The organism is Streptomyces sp. NBC_00322 (genome assembly GCF_036147535.1).
Classification (GTDB): domain Bacteria; phylum Actinomycetota; class Actinomycetes; order Streptomycetales; family Streptomycetaceae; genus Streptomyces.
Window position 1 is genome coordinate 7,690,072 of sequence record NZ_CP108019.1, and the last position, 16,740, is coordinate 7,706,811.

Genomic DNA, 16,740 nt, shown 5'->3' on the forward strand with positions numbered 1-16,740 from the left:
CGTGGCGATGCACTTCCGGGTAGTCGACGATCTATGACCCACAAGCCCTCCGGCGAGCGTTCCCACGCGCACCGGCTCCACGACCTGGGCCGCAGGATTGCTGCGTCACCCGTCGGGCTGGCCTGGAACCGCGGCCGCGAGATGGAGCTGATGCACCGTGCCATGGGCTTCGCCGCACTGGGCTTTCTGACGCTCGTTCCGCTGCTTGTCGTCGTCGCGGCGGCCGATCCGGCGAGCGGACAGGGCTTCGCCCGCTGGCTGGGCCAGGCGCTGGGGGTCTCCGAAGCCTCCCAGGACGAGGTGCAGCGGCTGTTCGGCCTGCCGGGCGCGACGCTGCAGCGCACGACCGCGTTCGGTCTCGCCGCGCTCACCGTGTTCGGTCTGACCTTCGGCTCTGCCGTACAGACGGGTTACGAGAAGGTCTGGGACCTGCCGACCGCCCGCTGGCACACCATGTGGCGGCATGTCGTCTGGCTCGCCCTGCTGATCTCCGCCCTCCTGGCCTTCGTCAACACACCCCTGTCGGCCGAATCGGTCCCGGTCACGATATTCGGGGCTGTGAGTGACCTGATCGGCACCATCCTGTTCTTCTGGCTCTCCCAGCGGGTGCTGCTCGGCGGGCGGGTCCGCTGGCGCGCCCTGCTCCCCGGGGCGGTGGCCACGGCCGTGGGCATGCTGGGGCTGCGGGTCTTCTCACAGCTCGTCTTCTCGCCGCTGATCGCGTCGAACGCCGTCACCTACGGCTCGTTCGGGACCGTGCTCGTCATTCAGTCCTGGCTCGTGGGCGTCGGATTCGTCGTCTACGGCGGAGCGCTTGTGGGACGCCTCTTCCACGAGGAGCGCGTACGGCGGCGGCTGGAGCGCGAGTTCGCAGGTCCCGTCTAGGACCGTTCGGACGAAGCTCGCCAGTGCCGTCCGCGAGGCAGCTCAGCACGCTGGGGGGCCGACAGATGCAGCACCTGGAAGGGATCACCGACCTCCTTGGGTGCGTCTTCGGCCCAGAGCGCGAAGTACACCAGCTCCCAGCGCCGGGGATCGATGCCGACGGCGACCGCGACCGCGCCGTCAGCGCTCGCGAGACGCCGATGCTCTTCCAGCGCCCGCTCCACGGCCGCGGCGGGCGGGTCGTACTCCGGCAGGCGTACCCGACAGCGTGTCGCGGTCTGCGCCGCGGCACCGGACGCGGGCCCCTCCTGGTAGGCCAGTCCCGTCCAGTGCTGGACGACGGGGCGTCCGAAGTCGTTGACGATGCCCTGGAATCCCGGCCCCCACAGGAAGCCGTTCATGCCTTCGGGCGCGGCCCACAGATAGAACGGCGCGTACTGGTTCACCGGGGAGCCGTCGGTGCGCTCGCGCATCAGGTACGCCTTGAGCCCCAGCCCCGGGAAGTCGTCCAGAAGATGCCCCCTCGCCGCGACCCGCTCACGGATGATCCCCATGTCGTAGTCGGCGGGCAGCGTGATCTCGTACTGCATGGCATGCATCAATTGCTCCCGTTGGTCCGCAGCAAGGCCAGCAGGCCCCGCATGCCCGCGTCGAAGGCGGCCGTCGAGCCCGAGGCCCGGGCCAGCACATAGCCGCCCTGCACGGTCGCGACGATCGTCGCCGCGATCTCGGCGGGCACCAGCGCGGTGCTCAACTCGCCCCGCTCCCGGCCCTCCTGGACGATTGCGGCGAGCCGTCCGCGCAGCCAGCCGAGCGTCTCCTCGACCGGGGCGCGCAGCTCGTCGCCGGCGATGACGTCCGGGTCCATCGTCAGCCGTCCGACGGGGCAGCCGCGCAGCACGTCCCGCTCGCGCAGCAGGTACGAGCTGATCCGCTCGTACGCCGTCCCCTCGACGCCCAGCGCCGCCTCGGCACTCGCGCGCAGCTCTTCGGCCGTGCGCCGGATCGCCGCCAGCGCCAGATCGGACTTGCCCGCGAAGTGGTGGTACATGCTGCCCTGGCCGGCGCCCGCCTGCTGCTGGATCGCTTTGGGGCTGGTGCCCACATAGCCGCGGTCCCACAGCAGCTCACGGGTGGCCTCGATCAGCCGTTCAGGGGTGCTCATATGGCGACTGTACATACTAGTAGGTACAGAATCCAGGAGGCTTGGGAGCAGCTGTGAAAGCCCTGCGTACTCCCAGGGTGGTATGCGCACTGCCGCTGGCCGTACGACGACTTCGACCCCCTCCCGGCGGGAGCCTCGAAAGCGACAACGAACCATGTCCCACCATCGCCACCGAGGAGCTGAACCGAGATGAACACCCTGGCGTACGACGGGCCCGGCCCGTGGATTCTGTTCTTCCCGCTGATCTGGGCGGCCGTCGTCGTCTCCGTCGTCACCGTCCTGCGACGCACAGGCATGTGGCGCGGCCGCCGCGGCCCGTGGCAGGGCCCACGCGTGACGTACGGCGAGAACTCGCCGATCGCGATCATCGGGCGCCGTTTCGCCGCCGGTGAGATCGACGAGGACGAGTACTGGCGCCGACTGTCCGTCCTGGACGAGCAGTTCGGCCGCACGGCGGGAAAGGAGGGTGCTGTATGACCACCACCGCCACCCTGACCCGGATCGCCGCCCGCGTCGTCGACGCTGTAAAGGTCTACGGCAAGGGCGACACCGAAGTGAGGGCCCTGGACGGGGTGAGCGTCGACTTCCCTGTCGGCCGCTTCACCGCCATCATGGGGCCCTCGGGCTCCGGCAAGTCGACGCTGATGCACTGCGCCGCCGGGCTCGACACCCTCACCTCGGGCTCCGCCCTCATCGGCGACACGGATCTGAGCGCGCTCGACGACCGCAGGCTCACCCTGCTGCGGCGCGAGCGCATCGGCTTCGTCTTCCAGGCCTTCAATCTCATCCCCACACTCACCGTCGCCGAGAACATCACGCTCCCCATGGATCTGGCGGGGGAGCGGGCCGACGGCGAGTGGCTCGACGCCCTCATCGACACCGTCGGACTGCGCGACCGGCTGCACCACCGGCCGAGCGAACTCTCCGGCGGACAGCAGCAGCGAGTCGCCGTGGCCCGCGCCTTCGCCGGCCGGCCCGACGTGGTCTTCGCCGACGAGCCCACCGGCAATCTCGACTCCCGCTCGGGCGAAGAGGTGCTGCGGCTGCTGGGCCGGGCAGTGCGCCAGACGGACCGCACGGTCGTCATGGTCACCCATGACCCGGTCGCCGCGGCCCACGCCGACGAGGTCGTCTTCCTCGCCGACGGACGGCTCGTCGACCGGATGGAGGCCCCGACCGCCGAGCGCGTCCTGGACCGTCTCAAGGCCTTCGACGCCAAGGGGGCGAAGACATGAGCGGCAGCCGCGCCTCGCTGCGCATCAGCCTCAACTCCCTGCGCGCCCACAAACGGCGCTTCGCCGGCACCTTCACCGCCGTACTGCTCGGCGTGGCCTTTCTCGCGGGCACGCTCATCATGGGCGACACGCTCCGCGGCAGCTTCGACACCATGTTCGCCAGCGCCAACGGCGGCACCGACGCCGTCGTCCGCAGCTCCAACGTCGTCACCGTCTCCGGCGAGGGACAGGGGACTCGGCAGCCCGTAGGGACCGACCTCGTGTCGAGGATCGAGAAGACGCCGGGTGTCGCCGCCGCCGTGCCCAACATCCAGGGCGCGGGCCAGCTCGTCGGATCGGGCGGCAAGCCCATCGGCGGACAGGGCCCGCCGACGCTCGCCGGCAACTGGATCACAGACCCGGAGCTCAACCCGTACCAGCTCGCAGAGGGACGGGTCCCCGCCAGGAGCGGCGAGGTCGTGGTCAACCGCGGGACCGCAGACAAGGGCGGGCTGGAGATCGGCGACCGTACCGTGCTGCGCACCCCCGACCCGGTGCAGGTCACGATCGTCGGACTGGCGACCTTCGGCGGCGAGGACGGCATGGCCCAGGTCACCTTCACCGGAATGACCCTCGCCGACGCCGAGAAGTACCTCACCCCCAAGCCCGGTCAGGCCACGTCCATCCAGGTCCGGGCCGGGCCCGGCACGAGTCAGCAGGAGCTCGTGGACGCGCTGACGCCCGTACTCCCCCAGGGAGTCGAGGCGGTCACCGGCCAGGAGGTGACGGAAGAGAACCAGGACATGATCTCGGGTCAGTTCCTGAATCTGTTCACCACCCTGCTGCTGGTGTTCTCCGGCATCGTGCTGCTGGTCGCGACCTTCTCCATCTACAACACCTTCGCGATCGTCATCGCCCAGCGCACCCGCGAGAACGCGCTGCTGCGCGCGCTCGGCGCGTCGAGGCGCCAGGTCGTCGGCTCGACGCTCGTCGAGGCGGCCGTCGTCGCGCTGACCGCGTCCGCCGTGGGACTGCTCGGCGGCATCGGGATCGCCGCAGGACTGCGGGCGCTGTTCCCCGTCATCGGCTTCCCCTTCCCGGAGGGCGCCCTGGTCATCAGCGGTCTCTCGCTGCTGCTGCCGCTCACCGTCGGCGTGATCGTCGGCCTCGGCTCCGCGCTGATGCCCGCTCTGCGCGCCGGGCGGACCGCTCCGCTAGCCGCGCTGCGCGAGACGGCCGTGGACCAGTCGGGCGCCTCCCGGAAGCGCGCGTACATCGGAACGGGCGTCGCCCTGGCCGGTATCGGCATCATCCTGGTCGGCGTCGTGGCCTCCCCGTCCATCTGGCTCGCGGCTGCGGGCGCTGTGCTGGCCCTTGCCGCCTTCGTGGTGCTCGGACCGGTCGCGTCCTCGTATGCGGTACGGATCCTCGGCGGGCCGCTCGACCGGCTGCGCGGCGTGTCCGGCAGCCTGGCCAAGCGCAACGCCCTGCGCAGCCCCAAGCGGACCGCGGCCACCGCGACCGCGCTGATGATCGGTGTCGCCGTCGTCTCCCTGTTCACGGTCTTCGGCGCCTCTCTGAAGGCGACCATGGACCAGACGGTCTCCCGGTCTTTTGCCGGTGACGTGGCCGTCAGCGTGCCCGCCTTCGGTGCGGGCGGCAGCGGGCTCAGCCCGAAGCTCGCCCCGGCCATCGCCGCACAGCCCGAGGTGGAGACCGCGGTCGGCCTCGGCAAGGGCGTCGCGGAAGTCGACGGCGCGGGACGCCAGCTGACTGTCACCGACCCGGTGGCGCTGGGCAGGTCCTTCGACCTCGGCACCGTGCAGGGCTCGCTCGACGGCCTCGGCACCACCGGAATGGCCGTCGCGGACACCGAGGCCGAGAAGAAGGGCTGGAAGCCCGGATCCACCGCCGAACTCGCCTTCACCGACGGCCAGAAGCAGACCTTCACCGTCCGCGCCGTCTTCGAGCAGTCGGAGCTGGCGGGCGACTATGTCATCACCCGCGAGGCCTGGGCCCCGCACCGGGGCCAGGACTCCGACACGCTGATCGCCGTCAGCTTCAAGGACGGCGTGTCCACCGCGGACGGCGCGGCGGCGGTCGAGAAGACAGCGGCCGCGTACGGCAACCCCGAGGTGCAGACCCGTGACGAGTACGCGCAGAGTGCGGCCGGAGCCATCGACATGATGCTCACCCTGGTCTACGCCCTGCTCGCGCTCGCCGTGGTGATCGCGCTGCTCGGCATCGCCAACACCCTCACCCTCGCGATTCACGAACGCACCAGGGAACTGGGCCTGTTGCGGGCGGTCGGACAGACCAGGAGGCAGCTGCGCTCGATGGTGCGCTACGAATCGGTGCTGGTCGCAGCCTTCGGCACGGCAGGCGGACTGGCCCTGGGCGGACTGCTCGGCTGGGTGCTCGTCAAGGCGTCCGAGGGCGCGGGCGACACGGCCTTCGCGTTCGCCGTACCGCCGCTCCGGCTCCTGGTGGTCGCGCTGGTCGGCCTCGTGGCCGGGGCGGTCGCGGGCTGGCGCCCGGCGCGCCGGGCGGCACGCCTGGACGTGCTGCGCGCCATCGCCACGGAGTAGTCCGAGTGCTGTCCTCGAACGCCGGACGGGCTGCGAGCCCGTCCGGCGCCTTCTGCTCACCCGGCGACGGTCGACCGCGCTGTGGCGCGCTTGCGCGCACCGTCCTGTGTCTCGGCGAACGGGCCGTCAGGCGTCGCTCCGTACACCATCGGATACGTCGGCAGAGCCACCGCGGGTGACGGCGCCGAGAGCGTGAACCACACGATCTTGCCCGTGTCGCCCTTGGGCCGTACGCCCCAGCTCTCGCTCACCGCCGCGATCAGCGCGAGCCCGCGGCCGGAGGTGTCCAGCGCATCGGAGTCGCGCACGGTCGGAAGGCGCGGATCGTGGTCATGGACCGAGACCGTGAGCCGGTCGAGCAGCAACTCGATCTCGACAGTGCACACTTTGTCGGGCTCGGCATGGCGGTGGACATTGGTCAGCAGTTCGGTGACGCCGAGCGCTGCCTGGTCGATCAAAGGATCGAGATGCCAGTAGCGCAGTTGCGCCGAGATGATTCTGCGGACCTGACCGATCCGCGACGGCAGGGCCTGGAGCTCCACCGTGCAGTGCCTGCTTGGCTGGCTGATCACGGCTGCGACTCCCCGAATGAGGTCCGGAAGACGAAGGATCGGATCCAGCAGTTGGCTGGCTGCTGATGTGTCCGGCGGGCTGGATCGCAGCGTGACCGCCGGTAAACCCTGAGTGACGTGATACAAGCGTGAACCAGTGAAGGCGGTCCCGCAACTCACAGCACCCGGGCGGTTACTCTCAGCTCCTGATGCCGCCTGCGCCGCGCACGGCCTCCAGGAAGCGCCCGGCCAGCGCCCGGCCCTCCGGCCTGCGGCCGCGCTGCCCCATCGTGAGCCGGTACCTCTTGCCGTTGAGCGTCGCAACCGTGCTCGCGTCATCGGCGAACCAGGGCTTGCCGGCCCTGACCGCGCGCACCGGCGCGCTCTCGATCACCCGGCCGTAGCTGGTGAGCAGCGCCAGCCTGCCGTCCTTGATCAGCACTTGCCCGGCCCTCGTCAGTGATCGCGGCCACCGCTCGATCCGCACGCCCGTAGCGCTGAATTCGGGCTCTGCCATCGCCATCGAGTCTCCGCCCCCTTCGCACGTTTCCTCCTTGCAAGTCTGCACAACTCGGGGCGAGTTCACCAGTACGTGCGGGAAGGCAGGGGCGGCTCCTGGCCTGCAAGTGACTCCTATGGATCCCCAAAGTGAACGTTTGTGCAGGTGAGGGGCTTACTGTGGCGAGTGGGGACCGGAGTCGACAAGGCGAGGAACGGCACGCATGAGCACGAGTGGGAAGTCAGTGACGGACGGGGCGATGGTGACCGTCGATGTGGACCGCAGCGATCCGCATTACCGGGCATGGCTGAAGGAAGCGGTCCGCAAGGTCCAGGCCGACTCGAACCGCTCCGCTGACACGCATCTGCTGCGTTTCCCGCTGCCGGAGGAGTGGGGAATCGACCTCTACCTCAAGGACGAGTCCACCCATCCGACCGGCAGCCTCAAGCACCGCCTCGCGCGGTCGCTGTTCCTCTACGGTCTGTGCAATGGCTGGATCCGGCCGGGCAAACCGGTCATCGAGGCATCCAGCGGCTCGACCGCGGTCTCCGAAGCCTATTTCGCCAAGCTGATCGGTGTCCCCTTCATCGCCGTGATGCCGCGCACGACCAGCCCGGAGAAGATCCGGCTGATCGAATTCCACGGCGGGCAGTGCCACTTCGTGGACGACTCGCGCAAGCTGTACGAGGAGTCCGCGTCCCTCGCGGAGCGCACCGGCGGCCACTACATGGACCAGTTCACCTACGCGGAGCGGGCCACCGACTGGCGCGGCAACAACAACATCGCCGAATCGATCTACCAGCAGCTGCGGTTGGAGCGGTATCCCGAGCCGGCGTGGATCGTGGCGACGGCGGGCACCGGCGGAACCTCGGCGACCATCGCCCGCTATGTGCACTACATGCAGCACGACACCCGGGTCTGCGTCCCCGACCCGGAGAACTCCTGTTTCTTCGAGGGCTGGACCAAGGGCGACCCGGGCGCCGGCAGCGACTGCGGGTCCCGTATCGAGGGCATCGGGCGGCCGCGCATGGAGCCCAGCTTCGTGCCCGGCGCCATCGACCGGATGATGAAGGTGCCGGACGCGGCGAGTGTCGCCGCCGTTCGGGCCCTGGAGAAAGCCATTGGCCGCAAGGCGGGAGGCTCCACCGGCACCGGACTGTGGAGCTCGCTGAAGATCATCGCCGAGATGGTGGCCGACGGCCGCAAAGGCAGTGTGGTCACGCTGCTCTGTGACCCGGGTGACCGCTACCTCGACAAGTACTACTCCGATGCCTGGCTGGACGAACAGGGCCTGGACATCGCCCCGTACACGGCGACGATCGAGCAGTTCCTGGCCACGGGGGAGTGGCCCCGCTGATCTCTCACTGCGCGGCGGAGCGGGCGAGTTTCCGGTCGAGGTTGCGCACCGCGCCCCGGAAGGACGAGGCGAGAGCTGCCCGGCTCAGCTTCAGTATGCCGCGCATCGGCGCCGGGGCGTCCACCGCGAACGTCCACTGCACCCGGGTGCCGGAGGTGCTGGGCGTGACCCGCCACTCCTCCAACAGGGCACGCAGACCAGGGGCGTTGGTCCGGTCGACGCGGTACGCGTAGCGTTCGCCGGGGTCGGTGGCGAGGATCGTCTCGGCGAAGAAGATCCCGCCCCTGAGCCTGACCTCGCGGCCCGCGCCCCCGTGTGTCGGCGTGGCGGAGGCGACCGCGGCGAACCAGGTGGGCAGGCCCGCGACATCCTCGGCGAGCGCCTCGTACACCGCCTTCGGCGCGGCCGACACTTCGGCCGAGAAGACCAGGCGCAGGGGGGCGGACTCGACGAAGTCGAGTTCCACGGGGCTCAGTCGGCGTGCCATGGGGCCGTACCTCCGGCGGGGAGATGGGTAGGGTCGCACACCCTAGCTGACAGGTCGTCAGTTGTCCGCAGGTGCTTCAGACATGAGACGAGGATCTCCGCAGGAGTCCGTCCAGGGCGCGGCCGAAGACCAGCCGCCCCGCCCGGGCGACCAGCGGATCCAGCAGCCGGGGCAGGAAGCGGATACGCAGCTCCTCCACCCAGACCACCACGGCGCCGGGTCCCTCCGGAAGCACCTCGATCTCCGCCCAGCCCGTGATGACGGAGCCACACTTCTCCAGACGGCAGCGCCCCGGCCTGCCGCCCGCGGGCGGCTCCCAGCGGGAGACCTCCATCGGATCGTCGAAGCGGGCGCGGCCCACTCCGGAGCGTGCGACGAAGCGGGTGCCCACCCGGGTCGGCGGCGGTGTCACGACCCGGACGGCCGTCAGCGGCACCTGAGCCGCGTGCCCGCGCCAGTCGGTGACGCGCGACCAGACCTCGTCGGCCGGCAGCGCGACGGCCCGCGTGAGCCGGAAGGCGCCCACGCGGGGTCAGCCGTCCTGTCCGCCGGAAGTCTCGGCACCGCCCGCCACCACCAGACCCGGCAGATGCTCGGCGATCTCCTCGCGCGCCTCCTCGGACAGCCCCGAGTCCGTCACCAGCGTGTCGACCTCGGCCAGCGCGGCGAAGGAACTCAGGCCCACCGTCCCCCACTTGGTGTGGTCGGCGACCACGACGACCCGCCGCGCCGCCTGGACGAAACGGCGGTTCGTCTCCGCCTCCGCCAGATTCGGCGTTGACAGCCCGGCCTCGACCGAGATCCCGTGCACACCGAGAAAGAGCACATCGAAGTGCAGGGAACGGATCGCCTGGTCGGCGACCGGGCCCACGAGTGAGTCGGATGGCGTACGCACGCCTCCGGTGAGGACCACCGTGGCCGCGCCGGACCGCTGGCCGCCCGCGGCACCCGCGCGCTGCGCCGCGTGGAACACGTCCGCGACCCGCACCGAGTTGGTGACCACCGTCAGATCGGGCACGTCGAGAAGGTGGTGCGCCAGGGCATAGGTCGTGGTGCCGCCGGACAGCGCGATCGCACTGCCGGGCACCGCCATCCGGGCCGCCGCCCGCGCGATGTCCTCCTTGGCGCTCAGCTCCAGCGCCGACTTGGCCTCGAACCCGGGCTCGTGCGTACTCGCCTCGACCACCGGCACAGCGCCGCCGTGGACCTTCTCGATGACCCCCTGCCGGGCCAGAGCGTCCAGATCCCGGCGCACTGTCATGTCGGAGACATTGAGTTTGCGGGTGAGCTCGTTGACCCGCACCCCGCCGCGCCTGCGCACCTCGTCGAGGATCAGGGCGCGCCGCTGCTCCGCGAGCAGGTTCTGGTTGTCGGTCACTGCCGGGGCCGGTCCTTCCATGTCGTCGTACACCGGGTGTCGTACACCGCCTGTGGCCAAGGCTGCTCATCCTCGCACGGTCGGTGCCGCCGGGGCTCGGGGAGATTCCGTAAGTGCCGTGCGGTGAACTGCCATGATCCGGGATGGTGGTCATGAACCGCCGCGCGGCCGCGCACTGATCGATCCTCCCATCGAGAGCCTTCCATCGAGAGAGCGAGTCACAGAAGTGTCCTCTGCCACTCCGGTCCCGCAGAACGGAGGGCCCGCGCTGGAGCTGCTGGTCCACGGCGTCGGCGGAGCCACCCCGCAGGACATGCTCGGCGACCCCCGGACGATCCGGATCTCCGGTGACGAGAAAGCCGCCGTGTTCCGGCGCACCGACGACGAGAAGGCGGAGAGCCACCCCGAACGGTACGAGGACCGGCCCGTCCCTGAGGCGTACTGCTGGTCCAACCTCACCTCCGGCAACAGCGCACGTGCCCTGTGGCTGCTGCTGCTCCCCTTCATGGTGGCCAACCTCGCGCACTGGATGCGCCCGCGCGCGAAGGGCCGCAGGACCACGACACGGCTGTACGGCGTGCTCGTGCGGCTCGTCGCCCTCAGCCTCACCGTGCTGCTGACGGCCGCCGCCTGCGAGGTCGCGCTCGACCTGCTGGCCTGGCAGTGCGCCGGCTCTGCCGAATGCACTCGGGAAAGGTCCTGGCTGGGATTCGTGTCCGCCGCTCAGGGCGGCTGGTGGTCACAGCCCGGCAGGCGCCTCGCGCTCGCCTCGGTCGTACCGGCCGCGCTGGTCGGGCTGCTCTGGTACCTCTCCAACCGCACCTGGAGCGCGTACGAATCCCAGCGGCCGCCGACCGGCGAGGACATCGGCGAGGAGGGCCTGGAGGAGATCGAGGAGGACGCCGCCGGGCCGAAGGACCCCGTCGTACGGCCCGCGCTCGGCCGTCCGGGATTCTGGTACGGCCGCCGGCTCGTCGCCAGGCTGCGCGCCGCGCACACCGCCGCGGGCTTCCTCACCGTCGCAGCCGCCGTAGCCGGAGCCGCCGCCCGCCATGACCGGCGCGGCGACGACGCGCTGCTCGAAGTCTGCGGGTGGCTGCTGGAAACTGGCCTCGTCATCGGGCTGCTCGGCGTGCTGTGGGTTGTGGTGCGCAGGGGCCGCAGCGAGAAGAAATTCGATGTCCGCATCGACCGCGCCGCCGTGCGCTGGCTGCCGGGTGCCGCACTCGCGGTCTTAGCCCTGTCGCTGCTGTATGCCTCCTGGTCGCGGCCCGGCTGGGCCTCCACCGCCACCCTCCCCGGCGATGTCACCTTCCGCGTCATCGCCCTCGCCCAGGGGGCGCTGGTCATCGCCCTGGGCGTCGTCGCCTGGGTCCTGCACCGCCGCGCGCGTCATGCGCGCACCGCCCTGTACGGACTGGGCGGGCCGGCCGTCGCGATGCTCGCCTGCGCCCTCGGCGGGGTGATGACCGGCGGTGTCGCCCAGCGCGTCGCCGACTGGCTGGACGGCCCCGGCACGCCCGGCATGGACGGCGAAGGCTCCATTCCGGGGCCGCCCGTGCTGCTCAGCTGGCAGGCCTCGGTCATCCCCCTCCTGCTGATCGTCCTGTTCGTCCCCGCCGTCGTCCTGGCAGTACGCACCTGGCGGACGGCCCGAGGTCTCGGGAAAGGAGTGGAGGCGGAGTACGAGGTCGGCCGTCCCGACGAGGGCCGCACCCGGCGCATTGCGGGCACCCGCGCGCGGGCCGCCCTCACCGACGCGGCACCCTGGATCGTCGGCATCGTCTCCGGCGCCACCCTGCTCCTCGGTGCGGGCGCGGTCGCCGGCGCGTGGGCCAGTGGCGACGTGCCGGGCGAGGCCTTCGGTGACGGCTTTGCCCAGTCCGTTGCCGAGGCCGCGCAGTCCGCCGGCTCCTGGCTGATCGGCTTCGGCTTCATACTGTTCGTCACCTGGGGCCGCCGCGCGTACCGTGACGCCTCCGCCCGGCGCACCATCGGCATCCTGTGGGACGTCGGCACCTTCTGGCCGCGCGCCGCCCACCCCTTCGCGCCGCCCTGCTACGCGGAGCGCGCCGTCCCCGACCTCACGTGGCGGATGTGCACCTGGACCGCACGCACCGGCGGGCGGCTCGTCATCTCCGGCCATTCCCAGGGCAGCGTGCTGGCGGCGGCGGCCGTCTGGCAGCTTCCCGCGGCCACCCGGCGCCGGGTGGCGCTGCTGACGTACGGATCACCGCTGGAGCGCCTGTACGGCCGGTGGTTCCCCGCCTACTTCGGGCCCGTCGCCCTCGCCGAGCTGAGCGGCCAGGTGCACACCTGGCGCAATCTGTGGCGGCTCACCGACCCGATCGGCGGGCCCGTCCGGGTTCCCGCCGACGGCGCGCGTCCCGGAGTCGACTGCGCGGCGTTCAAGGACCCGCTGGTGTACGGGCGTTCGAACCTGCATCCCCTGCCCGAGCCGATCCTCGGGCACTCCGAGTACCAGGCCGACCCGGAGTTCGAAAAGGAACGGCGCGAGCTGCTGGACCGGCTCACGCCCGTCGTTCCCCGCCAGACTCAGGGCAGTTCGGGCAGATCGTCCGGGTAGAGCAGGGTCAGGTCGTCGGTGTTCACCTCGGTGAGCTCGGCGACCCGGCCCGCGTGCCGCTCCACCATCGACTCGAAGGTCTGGCGGGCGGTGCGGCCGTTGCCGAAGGCGGGCCCCTTGGGCAGCGCGGTGAAGTACTTCAGCAGTGCTTCGCCCGTGCCCGTGCCCAGCCGGTACTCATGGTCCTCGGCCTGCTGTTCCACGATCCGCAGCAGCTCTTCGGGAAGGTAGTCGTGGAAGGTGATGGTCCGTGAGAACCGCGATGCCACACCGGGGTTGACGGACAGGAACCGCTCCATCTCGGCGGTGTACCCGGCGACGATCACCACCACAGCCTCGCGGTGGTCCTCCATCAGCTTCACCAGGGTGTCGATGGCCTCCTTGCCGAAGTCCCGCCCGGAGTCCTCGGGGGAGAGGGCGTAGGCCTCGTCGATGAAGAGCACACCGCCGCGCGCCCGGTCGAACGCCTCCTGCGTACGGATCGCGGTGGAGCCGATGTGCTCGCCGACCAGGTCGACGCGGGAGACCTCGACGAGATGGCCGCGCTCCAGCACTCCGAGCGAGGCAAGGATCTCGCCGTACAACCGAGCCACGGTCGTCTTGCCGGTGCCGGGGGAGCCGGTGAAGACCAGATGGCGGCGGACGGACGCGGCCTTCAGGCCCGCCTCCTGGCGGCGCCTGCCGACCTCGATCATGTTGGTGAGCGTGCGGACTTCGCGCTTGACGCTCTCCAGACCGACGAGCGCGTCCAGTTCGCCGAGCACGGCACCCGAGGTCCGTACGGGCTCGGCGGGCACGGCTTCGGGGGTGGGCTGCCCGGGGACCGTGGTGAGCAGCCCGGGGGACTGGGTCGCGGTCAGCACAGCCGTCGTCGGCTCGGCCGCGGTCCGTACGCCGCTCTCGTCGCTCGTGCAGTCCTCGGCGACCACGCCGTCGGACTCGGCGAACTCGTAACCGCCGCGCGCACAGCGCTCGGTGCGGCAGCGGCTCAGCGTCGTACGGCAGCCGTCCATCACATGGAAGCCGTAGCCGCCGCTGCCGGTGACCCGGCAGCCGCGGAAGGTGCCGCGACCCTCCGCCGAGACATAGAAACCGGCCTCGGCGGGCGAGGTGACCGTGCAGCGCTCGATCACCGGATCCGCTCCCTTGGTGACGATCACGCCGGTCTGCGCCGCGTCGATGGTGCAGCCGTTCAGGGTGCCGCCGCTGCCGTGGTCGCGGAACCAGGCGCCGGTGGAGGCCTCCCTGATCCGGCAGTCGTCGAGCTGCGCGGTCGCGCCGTCGCTCACCGACACGGCCGTGTTGCGGATCTGGGAGAGATCGCTGTCGACGACATCGACGCGCGAGCCGCGATCGAGGACGAACAGCGCGTCCGGGACGTCGTGGACACGGCACGAGTCGAGGACGGCACTCGCGCCGTCACTGACCCAGACGGCCGGATAGTCGCCGGTACTGTCGTGGATCTCGCACTGGTTGGCATCCACCCGGGTGCCCGGATCCCACACCGACAAGCCGTTGCGCCCGAAGCGGCGCACCGTGGAGCGGGTGAGGGTGAGCACCGACCGCGAGCGCAGATCGATCGCGTTCTCCGGAATGTCGTGAATATCGCAGTCGGAGAGCGTGAGCACGGAATCCGTGTCGAGCGTGATGCCGTCCGCCGACGTGCGGTGCACAGTGGAGTCCGTCAGATGGGCCGAGGCGCGCGAGGCGATCTGGACGCCGGTGCCCTTGATCTCGTACACCTCGCAGCCGATCGCCTCCAGACCGCTGCCCTCGCCGGTCACACTCAGGCCCGCGCCCGAGGCGTGATGCACCCGGCAGCGCTCGAAACGCGGATGCCCGCCGCCGCGCACGGAGATGCCCGACTGGCCGGCCGCGACGACCTCGCACTCCTCGAACACCCCGCCCGCGCCGTCCAGGACGCCGATGCCGACGCCCCCCGGATTGTCGACGGTGCAGCGGCGGACGGTGGGCCGGGCCGCGCCACGCACCTCGAGACCGGCCGCGGAACGGGTCACGATCCGCAGATCGATCAGCTCGGGTGTGCCGTCCTCCACGAGCAGCGCGGGGGCCGCCGAGTCCTGCCCCTCCACATGGAGGTCCTGGACGGTGGCCGAAGCACGCACGGTCAGCGCCACCCCGTCGGCAGGCGCGATGCGCACCGAACCGACCGCGCCCTCGGAGCCGCGCAGAGTCACCGCCCGCTGGACGACGAGGTTTTCGCGGTACGTCCCCGGCGCGACGGTGAGAATGTCGCCGTCACCCGCGGCCTCCAGGGCTGCGGCCAGTGAGGGGTACTCGCCCGTGCGGCGCCGCCACCGCGATGTGCCGGTGTGCGTCACCTGGACCGTGCCCTGTGCCATCGTGCTGCTCTGCCCCCACCTCGTGAAACTGCTCAGCCGCGCCTCTGAGGGGACGCCCCCTCACCCCCGAGGGGTCGCACCACCGTAGCGCGCGCGACGACCGGGAGTTGACGAGATGTGACCGGTCAGCTGCCCGCGCCGGTGCGGCCCCAGTCGGGGCCCGCCGCGGCCCAGGCCCTGTCCAGGCGCGCGTGTCTGCGTCGGACCAGCCGCCACATGACCAGCCGTCTGGCACATTCGACGAGGCCCCCGGCGCTCACGGCGGCTGCGATGCCCGCGAGAACGGCGTGCACCCGCGCGGTCGCCGCGTCCATCGGACGACCGACGATCCGGCCCGTACGGCCGGTCCAGATGGTGAAGGTGTCACCGGCCCGCGCGGTACGCAGCACCGTGGACACCGTGCCGGTGTGCCGACTGCCGTCCACCGCCGTCCACTTCGCCACGACGGGCCGGCGCTTCTCACGGGCCGCGGCACCCTCGGGGTCGTACGCCGCGGGCCTGGGCTCCTCGGCCGGTCTCAGCACCGTCGCGGTGACCGGATGACGCTGCTGGCGCTGGATCCGCACCGACTGCCGCAGCGAGTCGTCAGTCAGACTCCCGCCGAGCCAGCCGACGGCCGGAGCGGCGGTGACGAGAAGCACGGCGGCCACGAGCGCCAGCCATGCCTCGATGAGATCGGTCGCACGGCGCAGGGGATTGCGGCGCCAGCGCCACACTCCTGCGGCTGTTCGCACGGTCCTGCACCCCCTTCCGCATCCGTCATAGCCCGGTACGGCACGGCACAGGCGCGGGTGGTGCGAGGAGAGAGCAACGTCACCCCTGCCCCTCGACACGCTCCGGCCGCCGCCAACCGTCCAACGCGCCTGGCACCACGGAGGGTTCCCCTGGGCGCGCATCGGCGCGCATCGGCCCGGATTGGCCGGATCGGCGCGCATCGGCGCGCATCGGCGCGGGTCGGCCGGAATCCACCGCCCGGCGGAGGGCTCCAGGGCCCGGACATGCGCCAACGCCGACAGTCACTGCCGGCGTTGGTCGGCCACCATGGCCGAAGGGTCGATCAGTGTCCACCGACGGTCCTCCGGCGAATCCCTGCGGCTGCTCAGCCGTTTCGCCGGTGCGCACCCCGCGTCCGAATCGGACCGGGTGGACAGTCGGTCGGTCAGTACCCCCGGCCGCCCTGGTACGGCCGGTTGTACGGGTCGTCGTAGGACGTGGGCGCCGGAGCGGGACGGGCGGCCGCGGGCCGCATCGCCTCGTAGCCGGTGGCGACCGGACGGGGCTGCTGCTGGGAGTAGCCCTGGGGTCCGGGATACCCGCGCGGCACCTGGGGCTGCTGCGGGATGTACGGAGCAGGTGCGTGCTGCAGCGGCATGGGCTGCTGCATCTGCTGCGGATAGCCGTAGGAGGGAGAGGGAGCCGCCGGGAGGGCGGGCAGGGCCGCGGGGAGCGCCGGCAGGTAGCTGTTGCCGGTGTCGTACGCGGAAGGCACTCGGATCGGTGCGATCTGAGGTGTGCCCCGCTCCGCGACCAGGGAGTCGTAGATGGGGGTGTCGGGGAACGACGGAGCGGAGTAGTAACCGCCGCCGTAGGTGGCGCGGGGGGAGGTCATGGCACATAAGTTAAGCCCACGATGTGCTGGTTGGGGAGCCCGATAAGAGGGTTGTTT

General features: G+C 71.0%; 16 protein-coding genes. 6 read left to right on the forward strand and 10 right to left on the reverse strand.

The genetic code is table 11. The annotated features are described in order from the left end of the window. Window positions 1–33: 33 nt before the first annotated feature. Complete coding sequence (locus OG905_RS35210; RefSeq protein WP_328680773.1) at window positions 34–885, forward strand: YhjD/YihY/BrkB family envelope integrity protein; 852 nt, start codon at window positions 34–36, stop codon at window positions 883–885. Here OG905_RS35210 and OG905_RS35215 read toward each other — a convergent pair. After that, a complete protein-coding gene (locus OG905_RS35215; RefSeq protein ID WP_328680775.1) occupies window positions 882–1,484 on the reverse strand; it encodes a DUF4865 family protein in 603 nt (200 codons plus the stop codon). The genes OG905_RS35210 and OG905_RS35215 overlap by 4 nt on opposite strands. Continuing rightward, the gene (locus OG905_RS35220) at window positions 1,484–2,065 is read right to left on the reverse strand and encodes a TetR/AcrR family transcriptional regulator (RefSeq protein WP_328680778.1); all 582 of its coding nucleotides are present in this window, start codon (window positions 2,063–2,065) and stop codon (window positions 1,484–1,486) included. Before OG905_RS35220 ends, OG905_RS35215 begins: the two co-directional genes overlap by 1 nt. 174 nt (window positions 2,066–2,239) lie before the next feature. Here OG905_RS35220 and OG905_RS35225 point away from each other — a divergent pair, with 174 nt between their 5' ends. From OG905_RS35225 to OG905_RS35235, 3 genes are read left to right on the forward strand one after another with little or no spacing between them, the layout of a single operon-like run. Then, window positions 2,240–2,527, forward strand: coding sequence for an SHOCT domain-containing protein (locus tag OG905_RS35225; RefSeq protein ID WP_328680780.1), 288 nt, complete (start codon window positions 2,240–2,242; stop codon window positions 2,525–2,527). Further along, window positions 2,524–3,285: an ABC transporter ATP-binding protein gene (locus OG905_RS35230; protein WP_328680782.1), complete on the forward strand. Its 762-nt coding sequence runs from the start codon at window positions 2,524–2,526 to the stop codon at window positions 3,283–3,285. Before OG905_RS35225 ends, OG905_RS35230 begins: the two co-directional genes overlap by 4 nt. Next, complete coding sequence (locus OG905_RS35235) at window positions 3,282–5,852, forward strand: ABC transporter permease (protein WP_328680784.1); 2,571 nt, start codon at window positions 3,282–3,284, stop codon at window positions 5,850–5,852. Before OG905_RS35230 ends, OG905_RS35235 begins: the two co-directional genes overlap by 4 nt. A gap of 56 nt (window positions 5,853–5,908) precedes the next feature. Here the strand turns inward: OG905_RS35235 and OG905_RS35240 are convergent, their stop codons facing one another. After that, entirely contained in the window at window positions 5,909–6,424 is a 516-nt protein-coding gene (locus tag OG905_RS35240) for an ATP-binding protein (RefSeq protein WP_328680786.1), read from the reverse strand. Window positions 6,425–6,602: 178 nt separating this feature from the next. Then, window positions 6,603–6,926 (reverse strand): hypothetical protein, encoded by a 324-nt coding sequence (locus tag OG905_RS35245; protein WP_328680788.1) that lies wholly within the window; start codon window positions 6,924–6,926, stop codon window positions 6,603–6,605. 199 nt (window positions 6,927–7,125) lie between these two features. Here OG905_RS35245 and OG905_RS35250 point away from each other — a divergent pair, with 199 nt between their 5' ends. Continuing rightward, complete coding sequence (locus OG905_RS35250) at window positions 7,126–8,259, forward strand: PLP-dependent cysteine synthase family protein (RefSeq protein ID WP_328680790.1); 1,134 nt, start codon at window positions 7,126–7,128, stop codon at window positions 8,257–8,259. 4 nt (window positions 8,260–8,263) lie between these two features. Here OG905_RS35250 and OG905_RS35255 read toward each other — a convergent pair whose 3' ends face one another. The 3 genes from OG905_RS35255 to OG905_RS35265 all read right to left on the reverse strand — a co-directional run bounded on the left by OG905_RS35255 (window position 8,264) and on the right by OG905_RS35265 (window position 10,124). Then, window positions 8,264–8,746: an SRPBCC family protein gene (locus tag OG905_RS35255; RefSeq protein WP_328680794.1), complete on the reverse strand. Its 483-nt coding sequence runs from the start codon at window positions 8,744–8,746 to the stop codon at window positions 8,264–8,266. A 76-nt stretch (window positions 8,747–8,822) separates the two neighbouring features. Next, complete coding sequence (locus OG905_RS35260; RefSeq protein ID WP_328680795.1) at window positions 8,823–9,272, reverse strand: SRPBCC family protein; 450 nt, start codon at window positions 9,270–9,272, stop codon at window positions 8,823–8,825. A 6-nt stretch (window positions 9,273–9,278) separates the two neighbouring features. Next, window positions 9,279–10,124: a DeoR/GlpR family DNA-binding transcription regulator gene (locus OG905_RS35265; RefSeq protein WP_328682767.1), complete on the reverse strand. Its 846-nt coding sequence runs from the start codon at window positions 10,122–10,124 to the stop codon at window positions 9,279–9,281. Between the two features lie 226 nt (window positions 10,125–10,350). Here OG905_RS35265 and OG905_RS35270 point away from each other — a divergent pair, with 226 nt between their 5' ends. Beyond that, the gene (locus tag OG905_RS35270; protein ID WP_328680796.1) at window positions 10,351–12,711 is read left to right on the forward strand and encodes a hypothetical protein; all 2,361 of its coding nucleotides are present in this window, start codon (window positions 10,351–10,353) and stop codon (window positions 12,709–12,711) included. On the opposite strand, the gene OG905_RS35275 is transcribed toward OG905_RS35270, so the two are convergent. The 3 genes from OG905_RS35275 to OG905_RS35285 all read right to left on the reverse strand — a co-directional run bounded on the left by OG905_RS35275 (window position 12,681) and on the right by OG905_RS35285 (window position 16,683). Next, the gene (locus OG905_RS35275; RefSeq protein ID WP_328680797.1) at window positions 12,681–15,074 is read right to left on the reverse strand and encodes a right-handed parallel beta-helix repeat-containing protein; all 2,394 of its coding nucleotides are present in this window, start codon (window positions 15,072–15,074) and stop codon (window positions 12,681–12,683) included. The genes OG905_RS35270 and OG905_RS35275 overlap by 31 nt on opposite strands. A gap of 125 nt (window positions 15,075–15,199) precedes the next feature. Next, window positions 15,200–15,808 carry an Rv1733c family protein gene (locus OG905_RS35280; RefSeq protein ID WP_328680798.1) on the reverse strand — a complete coding sequence of 203 codons (609 nt, stop codon included), beginning with the start codon at window positions 15,806–15,808 and terminating at the stop codon, window positions 15,200–15,202. A 425-nt stretch (window positions 15,809–16,233) separates the two neighbouring features. Beyond that, window positions 16,234–16,683, reverse strand: coding sequence for a DUF6643 family protein (locus OG905_RS35285; protein ID WP_328680800.1), 450 nt, complete (start codon window positions 16,681–16,683; stop codon window positions 16,234–16,236). Window positions 16,684–16,740 lie beyond the last annotated feature (57 nt).